The sequence below is a fragment of the Klebsiella sp. X13 genome (assembly GCF_003323835.1).
Classification (GTDB): domain Bacteria; phylum Pseudomonadota; class Gammaproteobacteria; order Enterobacterales; family Enterobacteriaceae; genus Klebsiella; species Klebsiella ornithinolytica.
The window spans coordinates 3,795,385-3,816,654 of the sequence record NZ_CP030874.1; the positions used below are offsets into that span (position 1 = coordinate 3,795,385).

18 protein-coding genes and 7 tRNA genes are annotated in these 21,270 nt (G+C 53.8%); 19 read left to right on the forward strand and 6 right to left on the reverse strand.

Annotated features, from left to right (window positions below; all coding sequences use genetic code 11):
- Window positions 1-121: 121 nt before the first annotated feature.
- The 3 genes from ybfE (at window position 122) to fur (ending at window position 1,840) form a co-directional block, all read left to right on the forward strand.
- Window positions 122-415, forward strand: a complete 294-nt coding sequence (gene ybfE / locus DSD31_RS18055; RefSeq protein ID WP_004859608.1) for a LexA regulated protein — start codon at window positions 122-124, stop codon at window positions 413-415.
- Between the two features lie 149 nt (window positions 416-564).
- Window positions 565-1,095 (forward strand): flavodoxin FldA, encoded by a 531-nt coding sequence (fldA, locus tag DSD31_RS18060; protein ID WP_004859605.1) that lies wholly within the window; start codon window positions 565-567, stop codon window positions 1,093-1,095.
- Window positions 1,096-1,387: 292 nt separating this feature from the next.
- The gene (gene fur / locus DSD31_RS18065) at window positions 1,388-1,840 is read left to right on the forward strand and encodes a ferric iron uptake transcriptional regulator (protein ID WP_015584881.1); all 453 of its coding nucleotides are present in this window, start codon (window positions 1,388-1,390) and stop codon (window positions 1,838-1,840) included.
- 62 nt (window positions 1,841-1,902) lie between these two features.
- Here fur and DSD31_RS18070 read toward each other — a convergent pair whose 3' ends face one another.
- From DSD31_RS18070 to nagE, 5 genes are all read right to left on the reverse strand, one after another.
- Complete coding sequence (locus tag DSD31_RS18070; RefSeq protein ID WP_227505878.1) at window positions 1,903-2,073, reverse strand: hypothetical protein; 171 nt, start codon at window positions 2,071-2,073, stop codon at window positions 1,903-1,905.
- 99 nt (window positions 2,074-2,172) lie between these two features.
- On the reverse strand, window positions 2,173-2,505 hold the full coding sequence (locus DSD31_RS18075) for a ChiQ/YbfN family lipoprotein (RefSeq protein ID WP_015584883.1): 333 nt from the start codon (window positions 2,503-2,505) through the stop codon (window positions 2,173-2,175).
- A 47-nt stretch (window positions 2,506-2,552) separates the two neighbouring features.
- Entirely contained in the window at window positions 2,553-3,956 is a 1,404-nt protein-coding gene (gene chiP, locus DSD31_RS18080) for a chitoporin ChiP (protein WP_004859598.1), read from the reverse strand.
- A 453-nt stretch (window positions 3,957-4,409) separates the two neighbouring features.
- The gene (gene glnS, locus DSD31_RS18090) at window positions 4,410-6,077 is read right to left on the reverse strand and encodes a glutamine--tRNA ligase (protein ID WP_015584884.1); all 1,668 of its coding nucleotides are present in this window, start codon (window positions 6,075-6,077) and stop codon (window positions 4,410-4,412) included.
- A gap of 178 nt (window positions 6,078-6,255) precedes the next feature.
- Window positions 6,256-8,277, reverse strand: a complete 2,022-nt coding sequence (gene nagE, locus DSD31_RS18095) for an N-acetylglucosamine-specific PTS transporter subunit IIBC (RefSeq protein ID WP_015584885.1) — start codon at window positions 8,275-8,277, stop codon at window positions 6,256-6,258.
- Window positions 8,278-8,590: 313 nt separating this feature from the next.
- On the opposite strand from nagE, the gene nagB reads away from it, so the two are divergent.
- The 12 genes from nagB to DSD31_RS18155 all read left to right on the forward strand — a co-directional run bounded on the left by nagB (window position 8,591) and on the right by DSD31_RS18155 (window position 15,658).
- Entirely contained in the window at window positions 8,591-9,391 is an 801-nt protein-coding gene (gene nagB, locus DSD31_RS18100) for a glucosamine-6-phosphate deaminase (RefSeq protein WP_004859594.1), read from the forward strand.
- A gap of 127 nt (window positions 9,392-9,518) precedes the next feature.
- A complete protein-coding gene (gene nagA, locus DSD31_RS18105; RefSeq protein WP_015584886.1) occupies window positions 9,519-10,667 on the forward strand; it encodes an N-acetylglucosamine-6-phosphate deacetylase in 1,149 nt (382 codons plus the stop codon).
- 7 nt (window positions 10,668-10,674) lie between these two features.
- On the forward strand, window positions 10,675-11,895 hold the full coding sequence (gene nagC, locus DSD31_RS18110; protein WP_004859587.1) for a DNA-binding transcriptional regulator NagC: 1,221 nt from the start codon (window positions 10,675-10,677) through the stop codon (window positions 11,893-11,895).
- A 45-nt stretch (window positions 11,896-11,940) separates the two neighbouring features.
- Window positions 11,941-12,693 (forward strand): HAD-IIA family hydrolase, encoded by a 753-nt coding sequence (locus tag DSD31_RS18115; RefSeq protein WP_015584887.1) that lies wholly within the window; start codon window positions 11,941-11,943, stop codon window positions 12,691-12,693.
- 279 nt (window positions 12,694-12,972) lie between these two features.
- On the forward strand, window positions 12,973-14,637 hold the full coding sequence (gene asnB / locus DSD31_RS18120) for an asparagine synthase B (RefSeq protein ID WP_004859583.1): 1,665 nt from the start codon (window positions 12,973-12,975) through the stop codon (window positions 14,635-14,637).
- 226 nt (window positions 14,638-14,863) lie between these two features.
- Window positions 14,864-14,940: transfer RNA gene (locus DSD31_RS18125), tRNA-Met, on the forward strand.
- Between the two features lie 9 nt (window positions 14,941-14,949).
- Window positions 14,950-15,034, forward strand: a tRNA-Leu gene (locus DSD31_RS18130).
- 109 nt (window positions 15,035-15,143) lie between these two features.
- Window positions 15,144-15,218 (forward strand) — tRNA-Gln (locus DSD31_RS18135).
- A gap of 36 nt (window positions 15,219-15,254) precedes the next feature.
- Window positions 15,255-15,329: transfer RNA gene (locus tag DSD31_RS18140), tRNA-Gln, on the forward strand.
- A gap of 20 nt (window positions 15,330-15,349) precedes the next feature.
- A tRNA-Met gene (locus DSD31_RS18145) sits at window positions 15,350-15,426 on the forward strand.
- A 46-nt stretch (window positions 15,427-15,472) separates the two neighbouring features.
- A tRNA-Gln gene (locus DSD31_RS18150) sits at window positions 15,473-15,547 on the forward strand.
- 36 nt (window positions 15,548-15,583) lie between these two features.
- Window positions 15,584-15,658, forward strand: a tRNA-Gln gene (locus DSD31_RS18155).
- Window positions 15,659-15,809: 151 nt separating this feature from the next.
- Here the strand turns inward: DSD31_RS18155 and ubiF are convergent.
- A complete protein-coding gene (gene ubiF / locus DSD31_RS18160; protein WP_103073195.1) occupies window positions 15,810-16,985 on the reverse strand; it encodes a 3-demethoxyubiquinol 3-hydroxylase in 1,176 nt (391 codons plus the stop codon).
- A 208-nt stretch (window positions 16,986-17,193) separates the two neighbouring features.
- On the opposite strand from ubiF, the gene miaB reads away from it, so the two are divergent.
- The 4 genes from miaB to corC all read left to right on the forward strand — a co-directional run bounded on the left by miaB (window position 17,194) and on the right by corC (window position 21,261).
- Entirely contained in the window at window positions 17,194-18,618 is a 1,425-nt protein-coding gene (gene miaB / locus DSD31_RS18165) for a tRNA (N6-isopentenyl adenosine(37)-C2)-methylthiotransferase MiaB (protein WP_004859577.1), read from the forward strand.
- A 152-nt stretch (window positions 18,619-18,770) separates the two neighbouring features.
- A complete protein-coding gene (locus tag DSD31_RS18175; RefSeq protein ID WP_004859576.1) occupies window positions 18,771-19,817 on the forward strand; it encodes a PhoH family protein in 1,047 nt (348 codons plus the stop codon).
- Window positions 19,814-20,281 carry an rRNA maturation RNase YbeY gene (gene ybeY / locus DSD31_RS18180; protein WP_004859574.1) on the forward strand — a complete coding sequence of 156 codons (468 nt, stop codon included), beginning with the start codon at window positions 19,814-19,816 and terminating at the stop codon, window positions 20,279-20,281. The genes DSD31_RS18175 and ybeY overlap by 4 nt, the downstream gene beginning before the upstream one ends.
- 101 nt (window positions 20,282-20,382) lie before the next feature.
- On the forward strand, window positions 20,383-21,261 hold the full coding sequence (gene corC / locus DSD31_RS18185) for a CNNM family magnesium/cobalt transport protein CorC (RefSeq protein ID WP_004859572.1): 879 nt from the start codon (window positions 20,383-20,385) through the stop codon (window positions 21,259-21,261).
- The last annotated feature ends 9 nt before the right edge of the window (window positions 21,262-21,270 follow it).

A 21,270-nucleotide genomic window follows, 5' to 3' on the forward strand; every position in this document is an offset into this window, starting at 1 on the left:
TGCCCGACCGCGCTGCAGAATGCCCGCGGTCGTTGGCGCAGCGGTTCGCCTGATGTATTATGGCGCGCTATCTGTGTCGGCTATAGCCCGGCAACTTGTTTCCCCGAAGTCACTCTGAATCATGGCAAAAGAACAAACGGACCGTACGACATTAGATTTGTTCGCAACCGAGCGTCGCCCGGGTAGACCAAAGACCAATCCGCTTTCGCGCGATGAACAACTGCGCATAAATAAACGCAATCAGCTCAAACGCGACAAAGTTCGCGGCCTGAAGCGTGTGGAGTTAAAACTCAACGCTGAAGCGGTTGATGCGCTCAACGAGCTGGCGGAAGCTCGCAATATGAACCGCAGCGATTTGATCGAAGAGATGCTGATGAACCAGCTGGCAACCCTGCACAGCCGGGATAAAGCCTGAAAATCCTCAAAAAAACACTTTCATGTAGCAGAGTGTGCAGTCGGGCGTGATTGCTGTTTCCGCGCCCTCCCCTGTTCTGCTATGATTGCCGTTATCTGCGGGCATTACGCCACTACCACATCATTAAGTTTCAAGAGGTTATTTTACTCATGGCAATCATCGGCATCTTTTTTGGCAGCGACACGGGCAACACCGAGAATATTGCAAAAATGATTCAGAAGCAGCTTGGTAAAGATGTTGCTGATGTTCACGACATTGCCAAGAGCAGCAAAGAAGATCTGGAAGCCTACGACATCCTGCTGCTCGGCATTCCGACCTGGTACTACGGTGAAGCTCAGTGCGACTGGGATGACTTTTTCCCGACGCTGGAAGAGGTCGACTTTAACGGTAAACTGGTTGCGCTGTTTGGCTGCGGCGATCAGGAAGACTACGCGGAATACTTCTGTGACGCGCTGGGCACCATCCGCGACATCATTGAACCGCGCGGCGCCACCATCGTTGGCCACTGGCCGACCGCGGGCTATCATTTTGAAGCCTCTAAAGGCCTGGCGGATGACGATCACTTCGTCGGCCTGGCTATCGATGAAGACCGCCAGCCGGAACTGACCAACGAACGCGTGACTCAGTGGGTTAAGCAGGTCTCTGAAGAGCTGCACCTCGAAGAAATCAAAAACGCCTGATGATTGTGCGGCGTTACCGTTAAGTTTCGCCGCATTAATAGATAGAAGCAATCAAACTAATAGCTACAAGTTTTTAACTTTTAATCACATATCTGTACAATGTCCTCTGATTTAACGAGGTCAGGTGACGTAGTTTGTAGCTGGGACCTCGTTTTTGACAGCATACAAGGCCCGATACTTGCAGTTTTCATTTAACGATGGCAGTTCTATAATGAGACGCATTGCATCGGGTGATTCTCTGTATTACTTCCGCTGATGGAAGTAGATCGTTTAGCAACAGGACAGATTCCGCATGACTGACAACAATACCGCATTAAAGAAGGCTGGCCTGAAAGTCACACTTCCACGATTAAAAATCCTGGAAGTCCTGCAGGAACCGGATAACCATCACGTCAGTGCGGAAGATTTATACAAGCGCCTGATCGACATGGGTGAAGAGATTGGTCTCGCTACTGTTTATCGCGTGCTGAACCAGTTTGATGATGCTGGCATTGTGACTCGCCACAACTTCGAAGGCGGTAAATCTGTTTTCGAACTGACCCAGCAGCACCATCACGATCATCTTATTTGCCTCGATTGTGGCAAAGTGATCGAATTCAGCGATGAGTCTATCGAAGCGCGTCAGCGTGAAATCGCCCACCGCCACGGCATCCGTCTGACCAACCACAGTCTGTACCTTTACGGTCACTGCGCGGAAGGCGACTGCCGCGAAGATGAACATGCACACGACGCGCTGGAAAAGTAATTTCCCACCGCGTGGACCACAAAAAGCCAACCTGACGGTTGGCTTTTTTTATATGCAAACGCCTACCCTTTTCTGCGCGCGGTATGCTCGTCGAGAGCACGGGTAAACGGTTCCTCATCCCAGCGGTTTGCCAGCGCTTCTCGTACCAGAGCCTGTTGGGTTTTCGGTACCATTCCACCTAATGGTGGGTCGGTATCAAGATTGGTGGGGAATGAGTAGCCCCGGGCAGCCACGGCAATCAGTGCCTGAACATCGCCACAGGATTGCGCGCCATAAAAAACGCCTGATGGTTAACATCAGGCGTTTTTACTGACAGGATCTGGCGCCCGCGATCAGGGCCTGGTGTTGTTGCTGCGAATCTCTTTCCAGATACGATCGCAACGCGCTTTCACCGCCTGGTCATTGCCGGTACGGGTCGCCTGAATACACTGTTGGTAATCCAGAACGCGCACGCTTTCCTGGTTGGCAAACGCCTGATGCTGTTTATCTTCTTTCAGCACGTCGAGAACGCTCTGGCAGGCCTGAACCTTATCCGGATTCCCTTCCGCCGTATTGATACAGGCGCTGTAAGCATCTTTTAGTTTCGTATCTTCTTTTGGCGCGGGGGACTGCGTACAGGCTACCAGGCCCGATGCCATAACCGCGATGAGCAATAGCTTCTTCATAATTGACCTCTCAGGTTTGCGGCAGGTTTACGCCTGCCGCCGCGGCATCAGAAAATAGTGAACGGAGCAATAACCATGAACTTCACGTCACGCTCATCCTGGAAGATGTTGCCATAACCACCGCTCCAGCTCGGGATGTCGGAGTGGTTGTCGTATTGGGTAAAGTGCAGTTTAAACAGCGTTCCTTTTGCCCGGCCGTCCTGTACGGTGTACATGGCATCGAGGCTATACGCGGACTCTTCCAGCCGTTTGTCCGGATTGTAATAGGCGTCCGGCGTGGACATTCTGCCCGGTTTGGCATCCCATGCGTAGACGTAAGAGGCGCCAAACGCCCAGCCCGGCATATTCCAGTTTTTCATGTCATACATCGCGCCGAAGAACACCGCTTTCTCACCGTTGGCGTTGAAGTCAGAACGGTTATCCCACCATACATCAAGACGACCGTTGGAAGAGGCATAGGTTGGGGTCATACGCTGCAGGAAGTAGCCCTGCTGGCCTTCAGCTTTCACCCAGGTGCCTTCCAGACGCAGGTCGAGGACATCAGCAACCTTGTAGCCAAAGGTCAGCGCCTGCAGCCAGGCAGTACCGTCGTAGATATCGTTCGTGCCGCCGTTACTGACTTTGTCGCGCGTGCCATAGAACTGGTAGCTGGTGTTTAACGGCGTACCCGCGATATCAAATTTGTAGCTGGCCTTGGCAAAATACTGGTCGATATAGCCTTCAGCCTGGCCAAACGCCGCTTCCAGCACGAGGTCATTTTTAAAATCGTATTTGGCGCCCAGGGAGTGCAGATAATCGACTTTGGTTTTCTTGTCGTTCTGGTAGAAATTATCCATCTCGATGTGCCATGGCGCTTTGTATTCGTTCGTCCACATATAGGAGAAACTCAGCGCGCCGGCATCACCGTAATCAAAGTTGGCGCCGGCTTCAGCCCCCTGGTAAGTACCTGGCATAAAGCTCCAGTGCGGAGCCAGCAGCGTTTGCCCGGTTGGCTGGATATAACCGCCGCGAGCCCACACCGGGCCATATTTAAATTTCGCCGCAGCTTTATACAGGCTGATTCCGCTCTTATCGCCAGAGTAATCTTCGTCGTAGGCTTTATTCTTTGAGGAGAAGGCAATTTCGTTCGGGTGACCGCTTTCGCTGCTTTCCGCCATTTCAATTGCGGTGAAGGCAGCCACGTCAATACCAAACATATCAGCGGCATAGCCGGACTGGAAATCCAGATTGGCGTTCCAGGTCGAATGGGAAAGGTTGGTTTTGTATTTATCGCCGTCGGTCACATCTTTCCGGTCGCGCTCACGCTGCCAGTAGTAGATGCCGCCGGTTAAGGTGGAATCATCAATAAAACCTGCTGCGCTGGCCTGCGGAACAACGATCCAGCCCGACATCGCGGTGACGGCGGCAATAGCCAGCGCCAGCGTACTACGTTTGCCACTAAACGTACGCATGTGCATATCCTCTTTGACGTTTTAAAAACGCGGAGCCAAAGGCAAGCCGCGAAAAAAAATAAGACTGCTAAAAAGGTGGAGCGGTAAAAGCCGCGTAACCACTGTTGATAGACTATTTTTCGTGACGCGAATTATCAATCTCTTTCGCCGATCAAAGCTTAAGATTATGACAAAGCGCACATATTCTATTTCTTTTTGTAACAATATCAGGCCTCATCCTTTTTTATGCGTAAGTAATTACTAAATAGAAAGAAAATACAGAATGAAAGCGCTTACAGCCGTTTTGTGTACCGGTGGGAGGAGTGGCAGAGCTGGCAGATATGACAAACAGTAAACAAGATTAATTCGCATCGCGAAAATAACGAACTTAATTCACTGATTCCAAAATAAAAAAAAACGCCGCTAAATGCGGCGTTTTGACACAGAGACGAGGGCCGGGCCGCGACGAAAAATTTACTCGCCGACTTTAGCCCAGGTATCACGCAGACCCACGGTGCGGTTAAACACCAGATGCGTTGCGGTTGCATAGCGGCTATCGAGACAGAAATAACCTTCACGCTCAAACTGATAGGCTTTGCTGGCTTCCGCAGTGGCCAGGCTCGGTTCAGCGAAGCCCTGCTTGATCACCAACGATTCAGGGTTCATCACCGTCAGGAAGTCTTCTTCCGCGCCCGGATTCGGCACGCTGAACAGACGATCGTACAGACGAATCTCCACCGGCAGCGCGTGTGCCGCGCTGACCCAATGGATAACGCCCTTGACCTTACGACCATCGGCAGGATCTTTGCTCAGCGTATCGGCGTCATAGGTACAGAAGATCGTGGTGATCGTACCCTCTTCGTCCTTCTCTACACGCTCGGCCTTGATCACGTAGGCATTACGCAGGCGAACTTCTTTACCCAGCACCAGGCGCTTGTACTGCTTATTCGCCTCTTCACGGAAGTCGGCGCGGTCAATCCAGATCTCCGCGCTAAACGGTACTTCACGGCTGCCCATCTCCGGTTTGTTCGGATGATTCGGCATCGTCACCATTTCGCTTGCACCCTGCGGGTAGTTTTCAATGACCAGCTTAACCGGGTCGATAACGGCCATGGCGCGCGGCGCGTTTTCATTGAGATCTTCGCGGATGCAGGATTCCAGTGACGCCATCTCAATGGTGTTGTCCTGCTTGGTCACGCCAATGCGCTTGCAGAATTCACGAATAGAACTGGCGGTATAGCCGCGACGACGCAGACCGGAAATGGTCGGCATACGCGGGTCATCCCAGCCTTCTACGTGCTTCTCGGTAACCAGCTGGTTCAGCTTACGCTTGGACATCACGGTATATTCGAGATTCAGACGGGAGAATTCATACTGACGCGGGTGAACCGGGATGCTGATGTTGTCCAGCACCCAATCATACAGGCGACGGTTGTCCTGGAACTCGAGGGTACACAGGGAGTGCGTAATGCCTTCCAGCGCATCGCTAATGCAGTGCGTGAAGTCGTACATCGGATAGATGCACCACTTGCTGCCGGTCTGATGATGATCGGCAAATTTAATGCGGTACAGCACCGGATCGCGCATGACGATAAACGGCGAGGCCATATCGATTTTTGCACGCAGGCAGGCTTTCCCCTCTTCAAAACCACCGGCACGCATTTTTTCAAACAGCGCCAGGTTCTCTTCCACGCTGCGATCGCGATACGGGCTGTTTTTACCCGGCGCTTTCAGCGAACCGCGGTATTCGCGAATTTCATCCGCCGACAGTTCGTCAACATAGGCCAGGCCTTTGTTGATCAGCTCAATGGCATACTGGTGCAGCTGGTCAAAGTAATCAGACGAGTAGCAAACATCCCCGGACCAGTGGAAACCTAACCACTGCACGTCGTTTTTAATCGACTCCACGTATTCGATATCTTCTTTCACCGGGTTGGTGTCATCGAAACGCAGGTTGCATTGACCCTGATAATCCTGAGCAATACCAAAGTTCAGGCAAATAGACTTCGCATGGCCAATGTGCAGATAACCGTTCGGTTCCGGCGGGAAACGAGTATGAACGGTGGTGTGCTTACCAGTAGCCAGATCTTCATCAATGATCTGACGAATAAAGTTAGTCGGGCGGGCTTCTGCCTCACTCATCGTGGGTTCCTCAAAGCGTAAACAACGTATAACGGCACATGATCTTACAAGCGGGGCGTAGAGACAACTATTAGTTACTGAAAATACGTATCTGAAGAAGATTATGGGGTCAGATGGGCTAAAAAAAAGCGGCGGAGGTTTCCCCCCGCCGCTCAGGCATAAACGCTACTCAGGAGCCTTACTTGCCTTTAATCTCATACAGCGGCGTCTGACCTGCCACCACCTTACCGGTTGCCAGAATCACCAGCGCACTGTAATCGTCGCTGTTGCTGCACACGACGGGGCTGATCATTGAACGGGCATTGGCATTCAGGTAGTCCAGATCCATTTCCAGAATCGGCTGGCCAGCCTGCACTTCCGCACCTTCTTCAACCAGTCGTTTGAAGCCTTGGCCGTTCAGCGCCACGGTATCAATGCCCATATGGACGACGATTTCCGCGCCATTTTCCGTTTCCAGGCAGAACGCATGGTTGGTGTTGAAGATCTTCACGACGGTACCGGCAGCCGGAGCTACGACGGTTTTGTCGGTCGGTTTCACCGCCACGCCATCGCCGACCGCTTTGCTGGCGAAGGCTTCATCAGGCACCTGCTCCAGCGCAACGATATCACCGGTAATCGGCGATACCAGCGCCGCGATGGTTTTGGCGTTAGCCACGGCCTGCGGTTTTGCAGTCGGAGCGGCGGCGGCAGGTGCAGCGTTGCCTTCTGCTGCGGCTACTGGTCCCGTCGTTTTCATCGCGTTAGCGATTTTTTCCGCCACGAAGCCGACAATGATCTGTACGCTCGTTTTGTTCAGGCGAATAACGCCTGACGCGCCCAGACGTTTCGCCAGCGCTTCGTTCACCAGAGAAGAGTCTTTAACGTTCAGACGCAAACGGGTGATGCAGGCATCGATACCGGTCAGGTTGTCAGAACCGCCGACTGCAGCGATGTACTGACGTGCCAGACCTGCAACATCCTGCTCTTTGCCGCTGCTGACATTCACATCCTGACCATCCGCTTCGCTACCGGCAACGGCCAGTTCGCGACCCGGGGTCATCAGGTTGAATTTGGTGATGGTGAAGCGGAAGACCACGTAGTAAATAACGAAGAAGACCAGACCCTGCGGGATCAGCATCCACCAGTGGACCGCCAGCGGGTTACGGGACGACAGCACCATATCCACCAGACCGGCGCTGAAGCCGAAACCGGCAATCCAGTGCATGCTGGCAGCGATGAACACGGAGATACCGGTCAACACGGCGTGAATGACATACAGCACCGGCGCCACGAACATGAAGGAGAACTCCAGCGGTTCAGTGATCCCGGTAAAGAAGGCGGCAAAGGCGCCCGCCATCATAATACCCAGCACTTTTGCCTTGTTCTCAGGACGCGCGCAGTGGTAGATAGCCAGCGCCGCACCCGGTAAACCGAACATCATAATCGGGAAGAAGCCCGCCTGATAACGACCGGTGATCCCCACAACCGCTTTACCTGCTTCGATAGACTGAGCGCCACCGAGGAAGTTAGGAATATCGTTAATACCAGCAACGTCAAACCAGAACACGGAGTTCAGCGCGTGGTGCAGTCCGACCGGAATGAGCAGACGGTTGAAGAACGCATACACGCCCGCACCGACGGAACCCAGTTTCTGGATATGCTCACCGAAGTTTACCAGACCGTCGAAGATAACCGGCCAGATATACATCATGATGAACGCAACGGCGATCATCACAAAAGAGGTGAGAATCGGCACCAGACGGCGGCCGCTAAAGAAGGAGAGCGCTTTCGGCAGTTCAACGCTGCTGAAGCGGTTATACAGCTCCGCGGAAATGATCCCCACGAGGATACCCACGAACTGGTTGCTGATCTTACCGAATGCTGCAGGAACCTGATCCGCCGGAATCTTCTGGATCATGGAAACCGCAGCCGGAGAGCAGAGCGTGGTCAACACGAGGAAGCCCACAAAGCCGGTTAACGCCGCAGCGCCATCTTTATCTTTCGACATACCATAAGCCACACCAATGGCGAATAGTACGGACATATTGTCGATGATCGCGGAACCGGATTTAATGAAGAACGCGGCCAGCGCGTTGCTTCCACCCCAGCCTACCGGGTCAATCCAGTAACCGACACCCATTAATATCGCTGCCGCCGGCAGCGTGGCGACCGGCACCATAAGCGCGCGGCCAACCTTTTGTAGATAACCTAGAATACTCACTTTATTCCCCCTATGAGACCCCGATAAGGCTCATTCAAAGCCACTTTTTTATTGTGTAACCAGGTTGGTTTTTTAACTTACTTGCAAAGTGTGTGGAAAATTAATTCGTATCGCAAATTAAATGCGTATTTTTTGTGACTATAATCACCAAATATCGTATTAACCCCTCCCTGTGACTGGCTAACATCGAAAACTTATTTTATCATTCAAAAAATCAACACGGATTGACCCCGCTCGTCGTAGTGACTGTAATACTCTTAATAGTATGCCGGCGCCAATCCGCCAGGTTCTAATTTAACTATAGAGGTGAAGAATGAGACTGATCCCCCTGGTAACTGCTGAACAAGTCGGCAAATGGGCCGCTCGCCACATCGTTAACCGCATTAACGCGTTCAAACCGACGGCGGACCGTCCGTTTGTCCTGGGTCTGCCTACCGGTGGTACGCCTCTGACCGCTTACAAAGCGCTGGTTGAAATGCACAAATCAGGCCAGGTTAGCTTTAAACATGTTGTGACCTTCAACATGGACGAATATGTCGGTCTGCCGAAAGAGCATCCGGAAAGCTATCATAGCTTCATGCATCGTAATTTCTTTGATCACGTTGATATTCCGGCGGAAAACATTAACCTGCTGAACGGCAATGCGCCAGATATCGATGCAGAATGCCGCCGCTATGAAGAAAAAATCCGCTCCTACGGTAAAATCAACCTGTTTATGGGCGGCGTTGGCAACGACGGGCATATCGCGTTCAACGAACCCGCCTCTTCACTGGCCTCTCGTACCCGTATTAAAACCCTGACCCATGAAACCCGCGTAGCGAACTCCCGTTTCTTCGACGGCGATGTGGATCTGGTGCCGAAATATGCGCTGACCGTGGGCGTGGGCACCCTGCTGGATGCGGAAGAAGTGATGATTCTGGTACTGGGTCACCAGAAAGCGCTGGCGCTGCAGGCGGCGGTTGAAGGCAACGTTAACCATATGTGGACCATTACCTGTCTGCAGCTGCACCCGAAAGCGGTGATCGTCTGCGACGAGCCGTCCACCATGGAGCTGAAAGTGAAGACGTTGAAATACTTCAATGAATTAGAAGCCGAAAACGTCAAAGGGCTGTAAGGTAGTCTCGTCCTGCGGCTTGTCCGCGGGACATTTCATTTTTTTGCTACACCAGCTCCGCCAGGCGGCATCAGACCAACCCTTAGAAGCCAGCCTGCCGCGGAGCGTGTGTGAACCGGGGGTCGTAATGTATGCATTAACCCAAGGCCGGATTTATACCGGTCATGAAATTCTGGATGACCATGCGATTATCATCGCTGATGGCCTTATCGAACGTATCTGTTCACTGGCTGATTTGCCGTCTGAGATTGAGCAACGCTCGGTCAATGGCGCCATTCTTGCCCCCGGTTTTATCGACGTACAGCTGAACGGCTGTGGCGGCGTGCAGTTTAACGACAGCCCAGACGCCGTCACCGTCGAAACGCTGGAAATTATGCAGAAGGCCAACGAACGTTCCGGCTGCACCAGCTATCTGCCGACGCTGATTACCTCCAGCGATGAATTGATGAAACAGGGCGTGCGCGTCATGCGCGAGTACCTGCAAAAACATCCGAACCAGGCGCTGGGTCTGCACCTTGAAGGCCCGTGGCTGAACATCGTGAAAAAAGGCACCCACAACCCGGACTACGTGCGTAAGCCGGACGCTGCGCTGGTCGATTTTCTGTGTGAAAACGCCGATGTGATCACCAAAGTGACTCTCGCCCCTGAGCGCGTCAGTACCGAGGTGATTCGTAAACTGGTGGCTGCCGGGATCGTTGTTTCCGCAGGCCACTCCAATGCCACGCTGAAAGAGGCGAAAATCGGTTTTCGCGCGGGCATCACCTTCGCGACCCATCTGTACAACGCCATGCCGTACATCACCGGGCGCGAACCGGGCCTGGCAGGCGCGATTTTCGACGAACCGGACGTTTACTGCGGTATTATCGTCGACGGTATGCATGTGGATTATGCTAACGTGCGGAATGCAAAACGCCTGAAAGGCGACAAGCTGTGCCTCGTCACTGACGCAACCGCCCCCGCCGGCGCGCATATTGACCAGTTCATTTTTGCTGGTAAAACAATATACTACCGTAACGGGCTGTGCGTGGATGAAAATGGTACCCTCAGCGGTTCTTCGCTGACCATGATTGAAGGTGTCCGCAATCTCGTCGAGCATTGCGGTATCGCACTGGACGAAGTGTTGCGTATGGCAACCCTCTATCCCGCACGCGCCATTGGCGTAGAGAAACAGCTTGGCAGCATCGCACCGGGAATGGTCGCTAACCTGACCGCCTTTACCCGCGATTATAAAATCATCAAGACCATCGTTAATGGTAACGAGGTCGTCACTGAGTAAGTAAAGAATGACAGCAGGCGGACATGCTCAAATTGGTAACGTTGATCTCGTAAAACAGCTGAACAGCGCGGCCGTGTATCGGCTCATTGACCAGCACGGCCCCATTTCGCGCATTCAGATCGCGGAACAAAGCCAGCTTGCCCCTGCCAGCGTGACCAAAATCACGCGCCAACTGATTGAACGCGGGCTGATCAAAGAAGTCGATCAGCAGGCCTCCACCGGGGGCCGCCGCGCCATCTCTATTATTGCGGAAACCCGCAACTTCCATGCTATCGGCGTACGCCTTGGTCGCTACGACGCGACGCTGACCCTGTATGATTTAAGCAGTAAGACGCTGGAAGAAGAACATTTTCCGCTGCCTGAACGCACCCAGGAGACGCTGGAACATGCGCTGCTGAACATCATTGCGGCCTTTACTGAACGCTGCCAGCGCAAGATCCGCGAACTCATCGCCATCTCCGTGATCTTACCCGGACTCGTTGACCCGGAAAGCGGCGTGATTCGCTATATGCCGCATATTCAGGTTGAGAACTGGGGGCTGGTTGAAGCGCTGGAAAAACGCTTTAAAGTCACCTGTTTTGTTGGTCACGATATTCGCAGCCTTGCGCTGGCAGAGCACTATTTTGGTGCAAGTCAGGATTGCGAAGACTCTATTCTGGTGCGCGTCCATCGCGGTACCGGCGCGGGAATCATCTCCAACGGACGCATTTTTATCGGTCGTAACGGCAACGTCGGCGAGATAGGCCATATTCAGGTCGACCCGCTGGGCGAACGCTGTCACTGCGGGAATTTTGGCTGCCTGGAGACCGTCGCGGCGAACGCCGCCATCGAACAACGCGTGCGTCACCTTCTTGAGCAGGGCTACCAGAGTAAACTGACTGCGGATGAGTGCACGATCAAAGCTATCTGCAAAGCGGCCAACAAAGGCGACGCCCTGGCCTGCGAGGTCATCGAATATGTGGGGCGTCACCTGGGCAAAACCATTGCTATCGCCATTAACCTGTTTAATCCGCAAAAAGTGGTGATCGCCGGCGAAATTGTCGAAGCAGAGAAGGTACTGTTACCCGCGATTGAAGGCTGCATTAACGCTCAGGCACTGAAGGCGTTTCGCAAGAACCTGCCGGTGGTGCGTTCGACGTTAGATCACCGCTCCGCAATCGGCGCTTTTGCGCTGGTGAAGCGCGCCATGCTCAACGGTATACTGCTCCAGCGTTTGCTGGAAAGCTAACGCGGCTATATAGTTTCGCCTTTCTTCAAAAATGTCGGACTGTCCATGACCATTCAAAACGTAATCTGTGATATTGACGGCGTGCTGATGCACGACAATGTGGCCGTGCCGGGCGCTGCCGAATTTATCAAACGCATTCTTGAGAAAGATATGCCGTTGGTGATGTTGACCAACTACCCTTCCCAGACCGGGCAGGACCTGGCAAACCGCTTTGCGACCGCCGGCATCGACGTGCCGGATAGCGCCTTTTATACCTCCGCGATGGCCACCGCTGATTTCCTGCGCCGCCAGGAAGGCAAGAAAGCCTACGTGGTCGGTGAAGGCGCACTGATTCACGAGCTTTATAAAGCCGGCTTTACCATTACCGACGTCAATCCGGATTTTGTTATCGTCGGTGAAACCCGCTCCTTTAACTGGGAGATGATGCATAAAGCGGCCTTCTTTGTCGCCAACGGCGCACGCTTCATTGCCACCAACCCGGATACTCACGGCCGCGGCTTCTACCCGGCCTGCGGCGCTCTCTGTGCCGGAATTGAGAAGATCTCCGGCCGCAAGCCGTTCTATGTGGGAAAACCCAGTCCGTGGATCATCCGCTCTGCGCTGAATAAGATGCAGGCGCACTCCGAGCAGACGGTTATCGTCGGCGACAACCTGCGTACCGATATCCTGGCCGGTTTCCAGGCTGGTCTGGAAACTATTTTGGTTCTCTCCGGCGTCTCGACGCTCGACGATATCGACAGCCTGCCGTTCCGACCGTCGTGGATCTATCCGTCCGTTGCCGAAATTGATATTTTCTGAATAAAACCACGTCCCAGGACGTGGTTTTTCATTTATCGTACCTGAAAAAAGAACCTCATCTAATAGAAACGGCTTATCACTGCACATTCATCAATAAAGACGCTCAAAACATGTTCTTTTTTTAATATTCAGCAATCGTCATTGCGTTTTTTCTTTTACTGACCGTAAATCTCTTGCGCCTCCCTCTCCTTTGCGGCATTTTCTTAGACATGCACTGAGACCTCGCGATAAGACGACGTCTGCACAACATCACAACACGACAGGGTAATGGAGAAGGTTATGTGTTCAATTTTCGGCGTACTGGATATTAAAACTGACGCGGTCGAGCTGCGTAAAAAGGCACTGGAACTTTCCCGCCTGATGCGCCACCGCGGTCCGGACTGGTCCGGCGTTTACGCCAGCGATAAAGCCATTTTGGTCCATGAGCGTCTGTCTATCGTCGACGTGAACGCCGGGGCCCAGCCGTTGTACAACGCGCAAAAAACCCACGCGCTGGCGGTAAACGGCGAAATTTACAACCATCAGGCGCTGCGTGCGGAATATGGCGATCGCTATACCTTCCAGACCGGCTCCGACTGCGAAGTCATCCTTGCCCTGTACCAGGAAAAAGGCCCGGCATTCCTCGACGATCTGCAGGGAATGTTCGCCTTCGCGCTGTACGATAGCGAGCAGGACGCCTATCTGATTGGTCGCGACCATATCGGCATCATTCCGCTGTATATGGGCCACGACGAGCACGGCAACTTCTACGTCGCCTCAGAAATGAAAGCGCTGGTACCGGTCTGCCGGACAATCAAAGAGTTCCCGGCAGGTAGCTACCTGTGGAGCAAAGATGGCGAAATCCGCCAGTACTACCAGCGCGACTGGTTCGACTATGATGCGGTTAAAGACAACGTCACGGATAAAAACGAACTGCGTCAGGCGCTGGAAGAGTCCGTCAAAAGCCATCTGATGTCTGATGTGCCGTATGGCGTGCTGCTGTCCGGTGGCCTCGATTCGTCGGTTATCTCCGCCATCACCAAAAAATTCGCCGCTCGCCGGGTTGAAGATCAGGAACGCAGCGAAGCCTGGTGGCCGCAGCTGCACTCTTTCGCCGTCGGCCTGCAGGGCTCGCCGGACCTGAAAGCCGCGCAGGAAGTGGCAAACCATCTGGGTACCGTCCACCACGAGATCCACTTCACCGTGCAGGAAGGCCTTGATGCCATTCGCGACGTTATCTATCACATCGAAACCTATGATGTGACCACCATCCGCGCCTCGACGCCGATGTATTTAATGTCGCGTAAAATCAAAGCGATGGGCATCAAAATGGTGTTGTCAGGCGAAGGTTCTGATGAAGTGTTCGGCGGCTATCTCTATTTCCATAAAGCGCCAAACGCTAAAGAGCTGCATGAAGAGACCGTGCGTAAGCTGCAGGCTCTGCATATGTTTGACTGCGCCCGTGCCAACAAAGCGATGTCGGCGTGGGGCGTGGAAGCCCGCGTGCCGTTCCTCGACAAGCAGTTCCTCGACGTCGCCATGCGCATCAACCCGCAGGATAAGATGTGCGGCAACGGTAAAATGGAAAAGCATATCCTGCGTGAATGTTTTGAATCCTATCTGCCGGCCAGCGTCGCATGGCGCCAGAAAGAGCAGTTCTCTGACGGCGTAGGCTACAGCTGGATCGATACGTTAAAAGAGGTTGCGGCGAAACAGGTCTCCGATCAGCAGTTGGAAACCGCCAGCTTCCGTTTCCCGTACAACACGCCGTCTTCCAAAGAAGCGTACCTGTATCGTGAAATCTTCGAGGAGCTGTTCCCGGTTCCTAGCGCTGCCGAATGCGTACCTGGCGGCCCGTCAGTAGCCTGTTCATCGGCTAAGGCGATTGAGTGGGACGAAGCGTTCAAAACCATGAACGATCCATCAGGACGCGCCGTTGGCGTTCACCAGTCAGCTTATAAATAACCAATTTGTACGATCGGCGGACCCCTCGGGGTCCGTTTTTTTATTGCTTTTTTTACCGCAGAAAAACGATAAATAACCAATAATTGCCGATTATTCCATCACGCTGTTCGCAACCTAACCAAACAGTCACATTCCGGCGATTTTCATTGAAAAAGGGGTTGACGCTCGCAGGCCCAATACGCATAATGCGCCCCGCAACGCCGATAAGGTAACGCGAAAAAAAGATGGCTACGTAGCTCAGCTGGTTAGAGCACATCACTCATAATGATGGGGTCACAGGTTCGAATCCCGTCGTAGCCACCATCTTTTTTTGCGGGAGTGGCGAAATTGGTAGACGCACCAGATTTAGGTTCTGGCGCCGCAAGGTGTGCGAGTTCAAGTCTCGCCTCCCGCACCATTCACCCAAAGCGTTGCACGGATGGGGTATATCCAGGCTGTAAGATGGCCATAAAGGCTGCCGTAATAAGTTTGTAGATAACCTCTTCTGGAAGTAAAAGATTTTTTGTTGGGGTATCGCCAAGCGGTAAGGCACCGGTTTTTGATACCGGCATTCCCTGGTTCGAATCCAGGTACCCCAGCCATTTTCTTCGATGTTTGCGGTTCACCGCGACGGTTATTGGGGTATCGCCAAGCGGTAAGGCACCGGTTTTTGATACCGGCATTCCCTGGTTCGAATCCAGGTACCCCAGCCATCGAAGAATATGATAAAATTGGCTACGTAGCTCAGCTGGTTAGAGCACATCACTCATAATGATGGGGTCACAGGTTCGAATCCCGTCGTAGCCACCATATAAAGGAATTATTGATTCATTTCGATAAATCCAGAAAGAATTGTTGGGGTATCGCCAAGCGGTAAGGCACCGGATTCTGATTCCGGCATTCCGAGGTTCGAATCCTCGTACCCCAGCCAATTTTAAAAAGTCGTTCACACTGTGGACGCACCCGTTGGGGTATCGCCAAGCGGTAAGGCTCTGGTTTCTGATACCAGCATTCCGAGGTTCGAATCCTCGTACCCCAGCCACTTAATAGCAAAAAAGCTCGCTTCGGCGAGCTTTTTTGTTTTCTGCATTCGGTTCAATCCGGATCGCGACGTTAACGCCATACTCAGGCGACGACGGACAACGCTTAGCGCTAATATCCCGGCTAAGCGACGCGCCAGCCGGGAACTGCGCTTACAATCCCAGGGCGTACTTCAGCGCCTGACGCTTTAAAACGCCCGCATGTGCCGCAGCCATTAAGCCGATATTGCGCAGCACGCGCACCGGCGCCAGATCGTTGGTGAAGCCGGCATAAAACAGATCCATACCCGACTGCATAATAAAATTATCCGCCCTGCGTCGCGCCTGGTAGCGTTTCAGCACCGGAAGACTGGCCCATGCTTCACCCTGGCTTTTCGCCTCGCTCAAAATATCCAGCAGCGCGTCAACATCGCGATAGCCCAGATTCACCCCCTGCCCCGCCAGCGGATGAATGGTATGCGCAGCATCTCCCACCAGCGCCAGCCCCGGCTGTACATACTGCAGCGCATGGCGACGGGTTAGTGGAAACGCTCCCGCACTCAGCGGCGTGACCTGCCCCAGTCGGGACGGGAAGTGGCGCCCAATCTCCTGCTGTAGCTGCGGCATACTCATCCCCTGCAGCTGGCGAATACGCGCGGGCGTGTCATACCACACCAGCGATGCCCAATTGTCGAACAACGGCAGAAATGCGCGCGGGCCCGATGGCGTAAACTGCTGCCAGGTGCTGTTGCCAGGCTCCTCTGCGCACTGCACGCTAATCAACATGCAGGATTGCTGATACTGCCATGCGTGAACGCCAATTCCGGCCAACTGGCGCACCTGCGAGTTGGCGCCATCGGCGCCGATAACCAGGCTGGCTGCGCACTCGCCACCGTCGCTCAGACGCAATGTCGTACAGGTCTCCTCTCGCTGCATCTCCTGTAACGATGCGCCAACCTCGAACGTGATGCGCTCATGCGCCATCAGCGCCTGCCATAGGGCGAGCTGCAGAACATTGTTCTCCACCATATAACCCAGCTCAGGCAGCTTCAGCTCGGCGGCATCAAAGGTCACATGCGCATCCTCCCATTCCCAGGTCTCCAGCCGGCGATAGGGATGCGCACGCATGCCGCGCACCGCATCCCAGACGCCGAGGCTTTTTAGTAACCCGACAGAAGCGGCGCTAATTGCCGAAATACGCACATCCGGCGGCGCTGAAGGCGCAAATGCCGGCGGTGCCGATGTCTCGATAACCGTTACCGTAAAACCGTGCTGCGCCAGCCCCAGCGCCAGGGCTCCGCCAACCATTCCGCCACCCACAATGGCGACATCTGTTGCATGAATTGTCATGGCAATTATCCTTAAACCTGAATCCGTTAAGTTTACCGGATTTTTTCCCGCCTCGTGGTGATAACGCTCGCACTGGTCAGGGCGCGACCAAAGCATTACAATACGCGCCCTGCAATCCTGGCTTTATACCCGCTATCCTTCACATTGCAGAGTCATTCCCGGTGAAGAAAATAGCTTTGGGTATATATACTTAAGCATGAGCAAGTCGATGACAAAAAAACTCCATATTAAAACCTGGGGCTGTCAGATGAACGAATATGATTCATCAAAGATGGCCGATCTGCTGGATGCCACGCACGGGTATCAACTGACCGAAGTGGCGGAAGAAGCGGATGTGCTGCTGCTCAATACCTGCTCAATCCGTGAGAAGGCTCAGGAAAAAGTCTTCCATCAGTTAGGCCGCTGGAAGCTACTGAAAGAGAAGAATCCCGACCTGATTATTGGCGTCGGCGGTTGTGTCGCCTCTCAGGAAGGTCACCATATTCGCCAACGCGCCCACTACGTCGATATTATTTTCGGGCCGCAGACGCTCCATCGCCTGCCGGAGATGATCAACTCCGTTCGCGGCAACCGCAGTCCGGTTGTAGACGTCAGTTTCCCCGAAATCGAAAAATTCGACCGCCTGCCGGAACCGCGCGCCGAAGGCCCAACGGCATTCGTCTCCATCATGGAAGGCTGCAATAAATACTGTACTTACTGCGTGGTGCCTTACACCCGCGGTGAAGAAGTCAGCCGCCCCTGCGACGATATTCTGTTTGAAATCGCTCAGCTGGCCGCTCAGGGGGTCCGTGAAGTCAACCTGCTGGGTCAAAACGTCAATGCATGGCGTGGCGAGAACTACGACGGAACGACCGGCAGTTTTGCCGATCTGCTGCGTCTGGTGGCGGCGATCGACGGTATCGACCGCATTCGCTTTACCACCAGCCACCCGATCGAGTTTACCGATGACATCATCGATGTTTATCGCGATACGCCGGAGCTGGTGAGCTTCCTGCACTTGCCGGTGCAGAGCGGTTCCGATCGGGTGCTGAACCTGATGGGACGTACCCACACGGCGCTGGAATACAAAGCGATTATCCGCAAGCTGTACGAAGCGCGCCCGAATATCCAGATTAGCTCCGACTTTATCGTTGGCTTCCCTGGCGAAACCAATGAAGATTTCGAGAAGACCATGAAGCTGATTGCCGATGTCAATCATGACATGAGCTACAGCTTTATCTTCTCTGCCCGTCCGGGCACTCCGGCGGCGGATATGGTCGACGACGTCCCGGAAAAGGACAAGAAGCAGCGCCTGTATATTCTGCAGGAGCGCATCAACCAGCAGGCGATGGCGTGGAGCCGCCGCATGCTTGGCACCACCCAGCGCATTCTGGTTGAAGGCACCTCCCGTAAAAGCATCATGGAGCTCTCAGGACGCACCGAGAACAACCGGGTAGTCAACTTCGAAGGCACTCCGGATATGGTCGGTAAGTTCGTCGATGTCGAAATCGTTGACGTCTACACCAACTCGCTGCGCGGTAAAATTGTGCGTACCGAAGAGGAAATGGGGCTGCGTATCGCGGAATCTCCGGAATCCGTTATCGCCCGCACCCGCAAAGAAAACGACCTCGGCGTCGGAACCTATCAGCCGTGATCCGTTCAGGCCTGCCGCCCCGGCAGGCCTTGTATTTCCTCTCCCCGACCCAATATTCATCGCAATGCTTGCGCCATATTCCCATGACGTGAATAATTTCCTTACTGGCCGGAGACGTTCGCTGTCCGGCAAAACGCGTAAAGAGGAACAGCTTGAACATAGAAACCCGTGAAATTACCCTGGAGCCAGCGGATAACGCACGCCTGCTGGGGCTGTGTGGCCCGTTTGACGACAACATCAAACAGCTGGAACGCCGATTAGGCATCGAAATTAATCGCCGTGACAATCACTTTAAACTGACCGGGCGCATGATATGCGTGAACGCGGCAGCCGATATCCTGCGCAGCCTGTACGTCGATACTGCGCCGATGCGCGGACAGATTCAGGATATTGAACCGGAACAGATTCATCTGGCCATCAAAGAGGCACGGGTGCTGGAACAAAGCGCCGAAAGCGTGCCGGAGTACGGTAAGGCCGTCAATATCAAGACCCGGCGTGGCGTGATTAAGCCGCGTACGCCAAACCAGGCGCAGTACATCGCCAACATTCTCGATCATGATATTACCTTCGGCGTCGGCCCTGCCGGGACCGGGAAAACCTATCTTGCGGTAGCCGCAGCGGTCGACGCGCTCGAACGCCAGGACGTACGCCGTATTCTGCTGACCCGCCCTGCCGTCGAAGCCGGGGAAAAGCTCGGCTTCCTGCCCGGCGACCTGAGCCAGAAAGTCGATCCGTACCTGCGCCCGCTGTACGATGCGTTGTTCGAAATGCTCGGCTTTGAGAAGGTCGAGAAGCTGATTGAGCGCAACGTGATCGAAGTCGCGCCGCTGGCCTATATGCGCGGCCGTACGCTGAACGATGCGTTTATTATTCTCGATGAAAGCCAGAACACCACCATCGAACAGATGAAGATGTTCCTGACCCGTATCGGTTTTAACTCAAAAGCGGTGATCACCGGCGACGTCACTCAGATAGACCTGCCGCGCAGCACCAAATCCGGTCTGCGCCACGCCATTGAGGTGCTGGCGGAAGTCGATGAAATCAGCTTCAATTTCTTCCATAGCGAAGATGTGGTACGCCACCCGGTGGTAGCCCGCATCGTGAATGCGTATGAAGCGTGGGAAGAAGCTGACCAAAAACGTAAAGCAGAGCTGGCCGCCGAGCGCAAACGCGAAGCCCAGGAACAGGAGCAGAAATGAGTCAGGTTATTCTCGATTTACAGCTGGCTTGCGAAGATAGCGCCGGGTTACCGGATGAAGCCCAGTTTCAACGCTGGGTCGATGCCGTCATTCCTCAGTTCCAGGAGGAGTCAGAAGTGACCGTGCGGCTGGTAGACGAAGCCGAAAGCCATGAGCTGAATCTGACCTATCGCGGCAAGGATAAGCCGACCAACGTGCTGTCGTTCCCGTTTGAAGCTCCGCCGGGTATCGAACTGCCGCTGCTTGGCGACCTGATCATCTGCCGTCAGGTCGTTGAACAGGAAGCCAAAGAGCAAGACAAACCGCTGGAGGCGCACTGGGCGCATATGGTGATTCACGGCAGTCTGCACCTGCTGGGCTATGACCATATCATTGATGAAGAAGCGGAAGAGATGGAAGGCCTCGAAACAGAGATAATGCTTGCTCTGGGCTATGAGGATCCGTACATTGCCGAGAAGGAATAGCCTGCCGCCGGTTTAACCGGCGAGCGGCCCCCATGCCGTCCGGCGCTGAACACACGCGCGACGAGCGACAAATTAACTGACATGAGAACCCACACGACGCCATGAGCGACGACAATTCACACAGTAGTGACACAGTAAACAGCAAAAAGGGATTCTTCTCCCTGTTACTCAGCCAGCTTTTTCACGGAGAACCGAAAAACCGTGATGAACTGCTGGAGCTGATCCGTGATTCCGGGCAAAACGACCTTATCGACGAAGATACGCGCGATATGCTCGAAGGGGTAATGGACATCGCCGACCAGCGCGTCCGCGATATCATGATCCCCCGCTCGCAGATGATTACCCTGAAACGCAATCAGACCCTGGACGAATGCCTCGATGTGATCATCGAGTCCGCCCACTCGCGTTTCCCGGTCATCAGCGAAGATAAAGATCACATTGAAGGGATTCTGATGGCCAAGGACCTGCTGCCGTTTATGCGCAGCGATTCCGAAGCATTCAGCATGGAAAAAGTGTTACGCCCGGCGGTTGTCGTGCCTGAAAGTAAGCGGGTTGACCGCATGCTGAAAGAGTTCCGCTCCCAGCGTTACCATATGGCTATCGTGATCGATGAGTTCGGCGGTGTCTCCGGTCTGGTGACCATTGAAGACATTCTCGAGCTTATCGTCGGCGAGATCGAAGACGAATACGATGAAGAAGAAGATATCGATTTTCGTCAGCTGAGCCGCCACACCTGGACGGTGCGCGCCCTGGCCTCCATTGAAGACTTCAACGAAGCCTATGGCACTCACTTCAGCGATGAAGAGGTGGATACCATTGGCGGGCTGGTGATGCAGGCCTTCGGCCATCTGCCGGCGCGCGGTGAGTCTATTGACATCGATGGTTACCAATTCAAAGTCGCCATGGCCGATAGCCGACGTATCATCCAGGTACATGTCAAACTTCCTGATGACGCGCCACAGCCGAAGCTGGAAGATTAATTACACGGG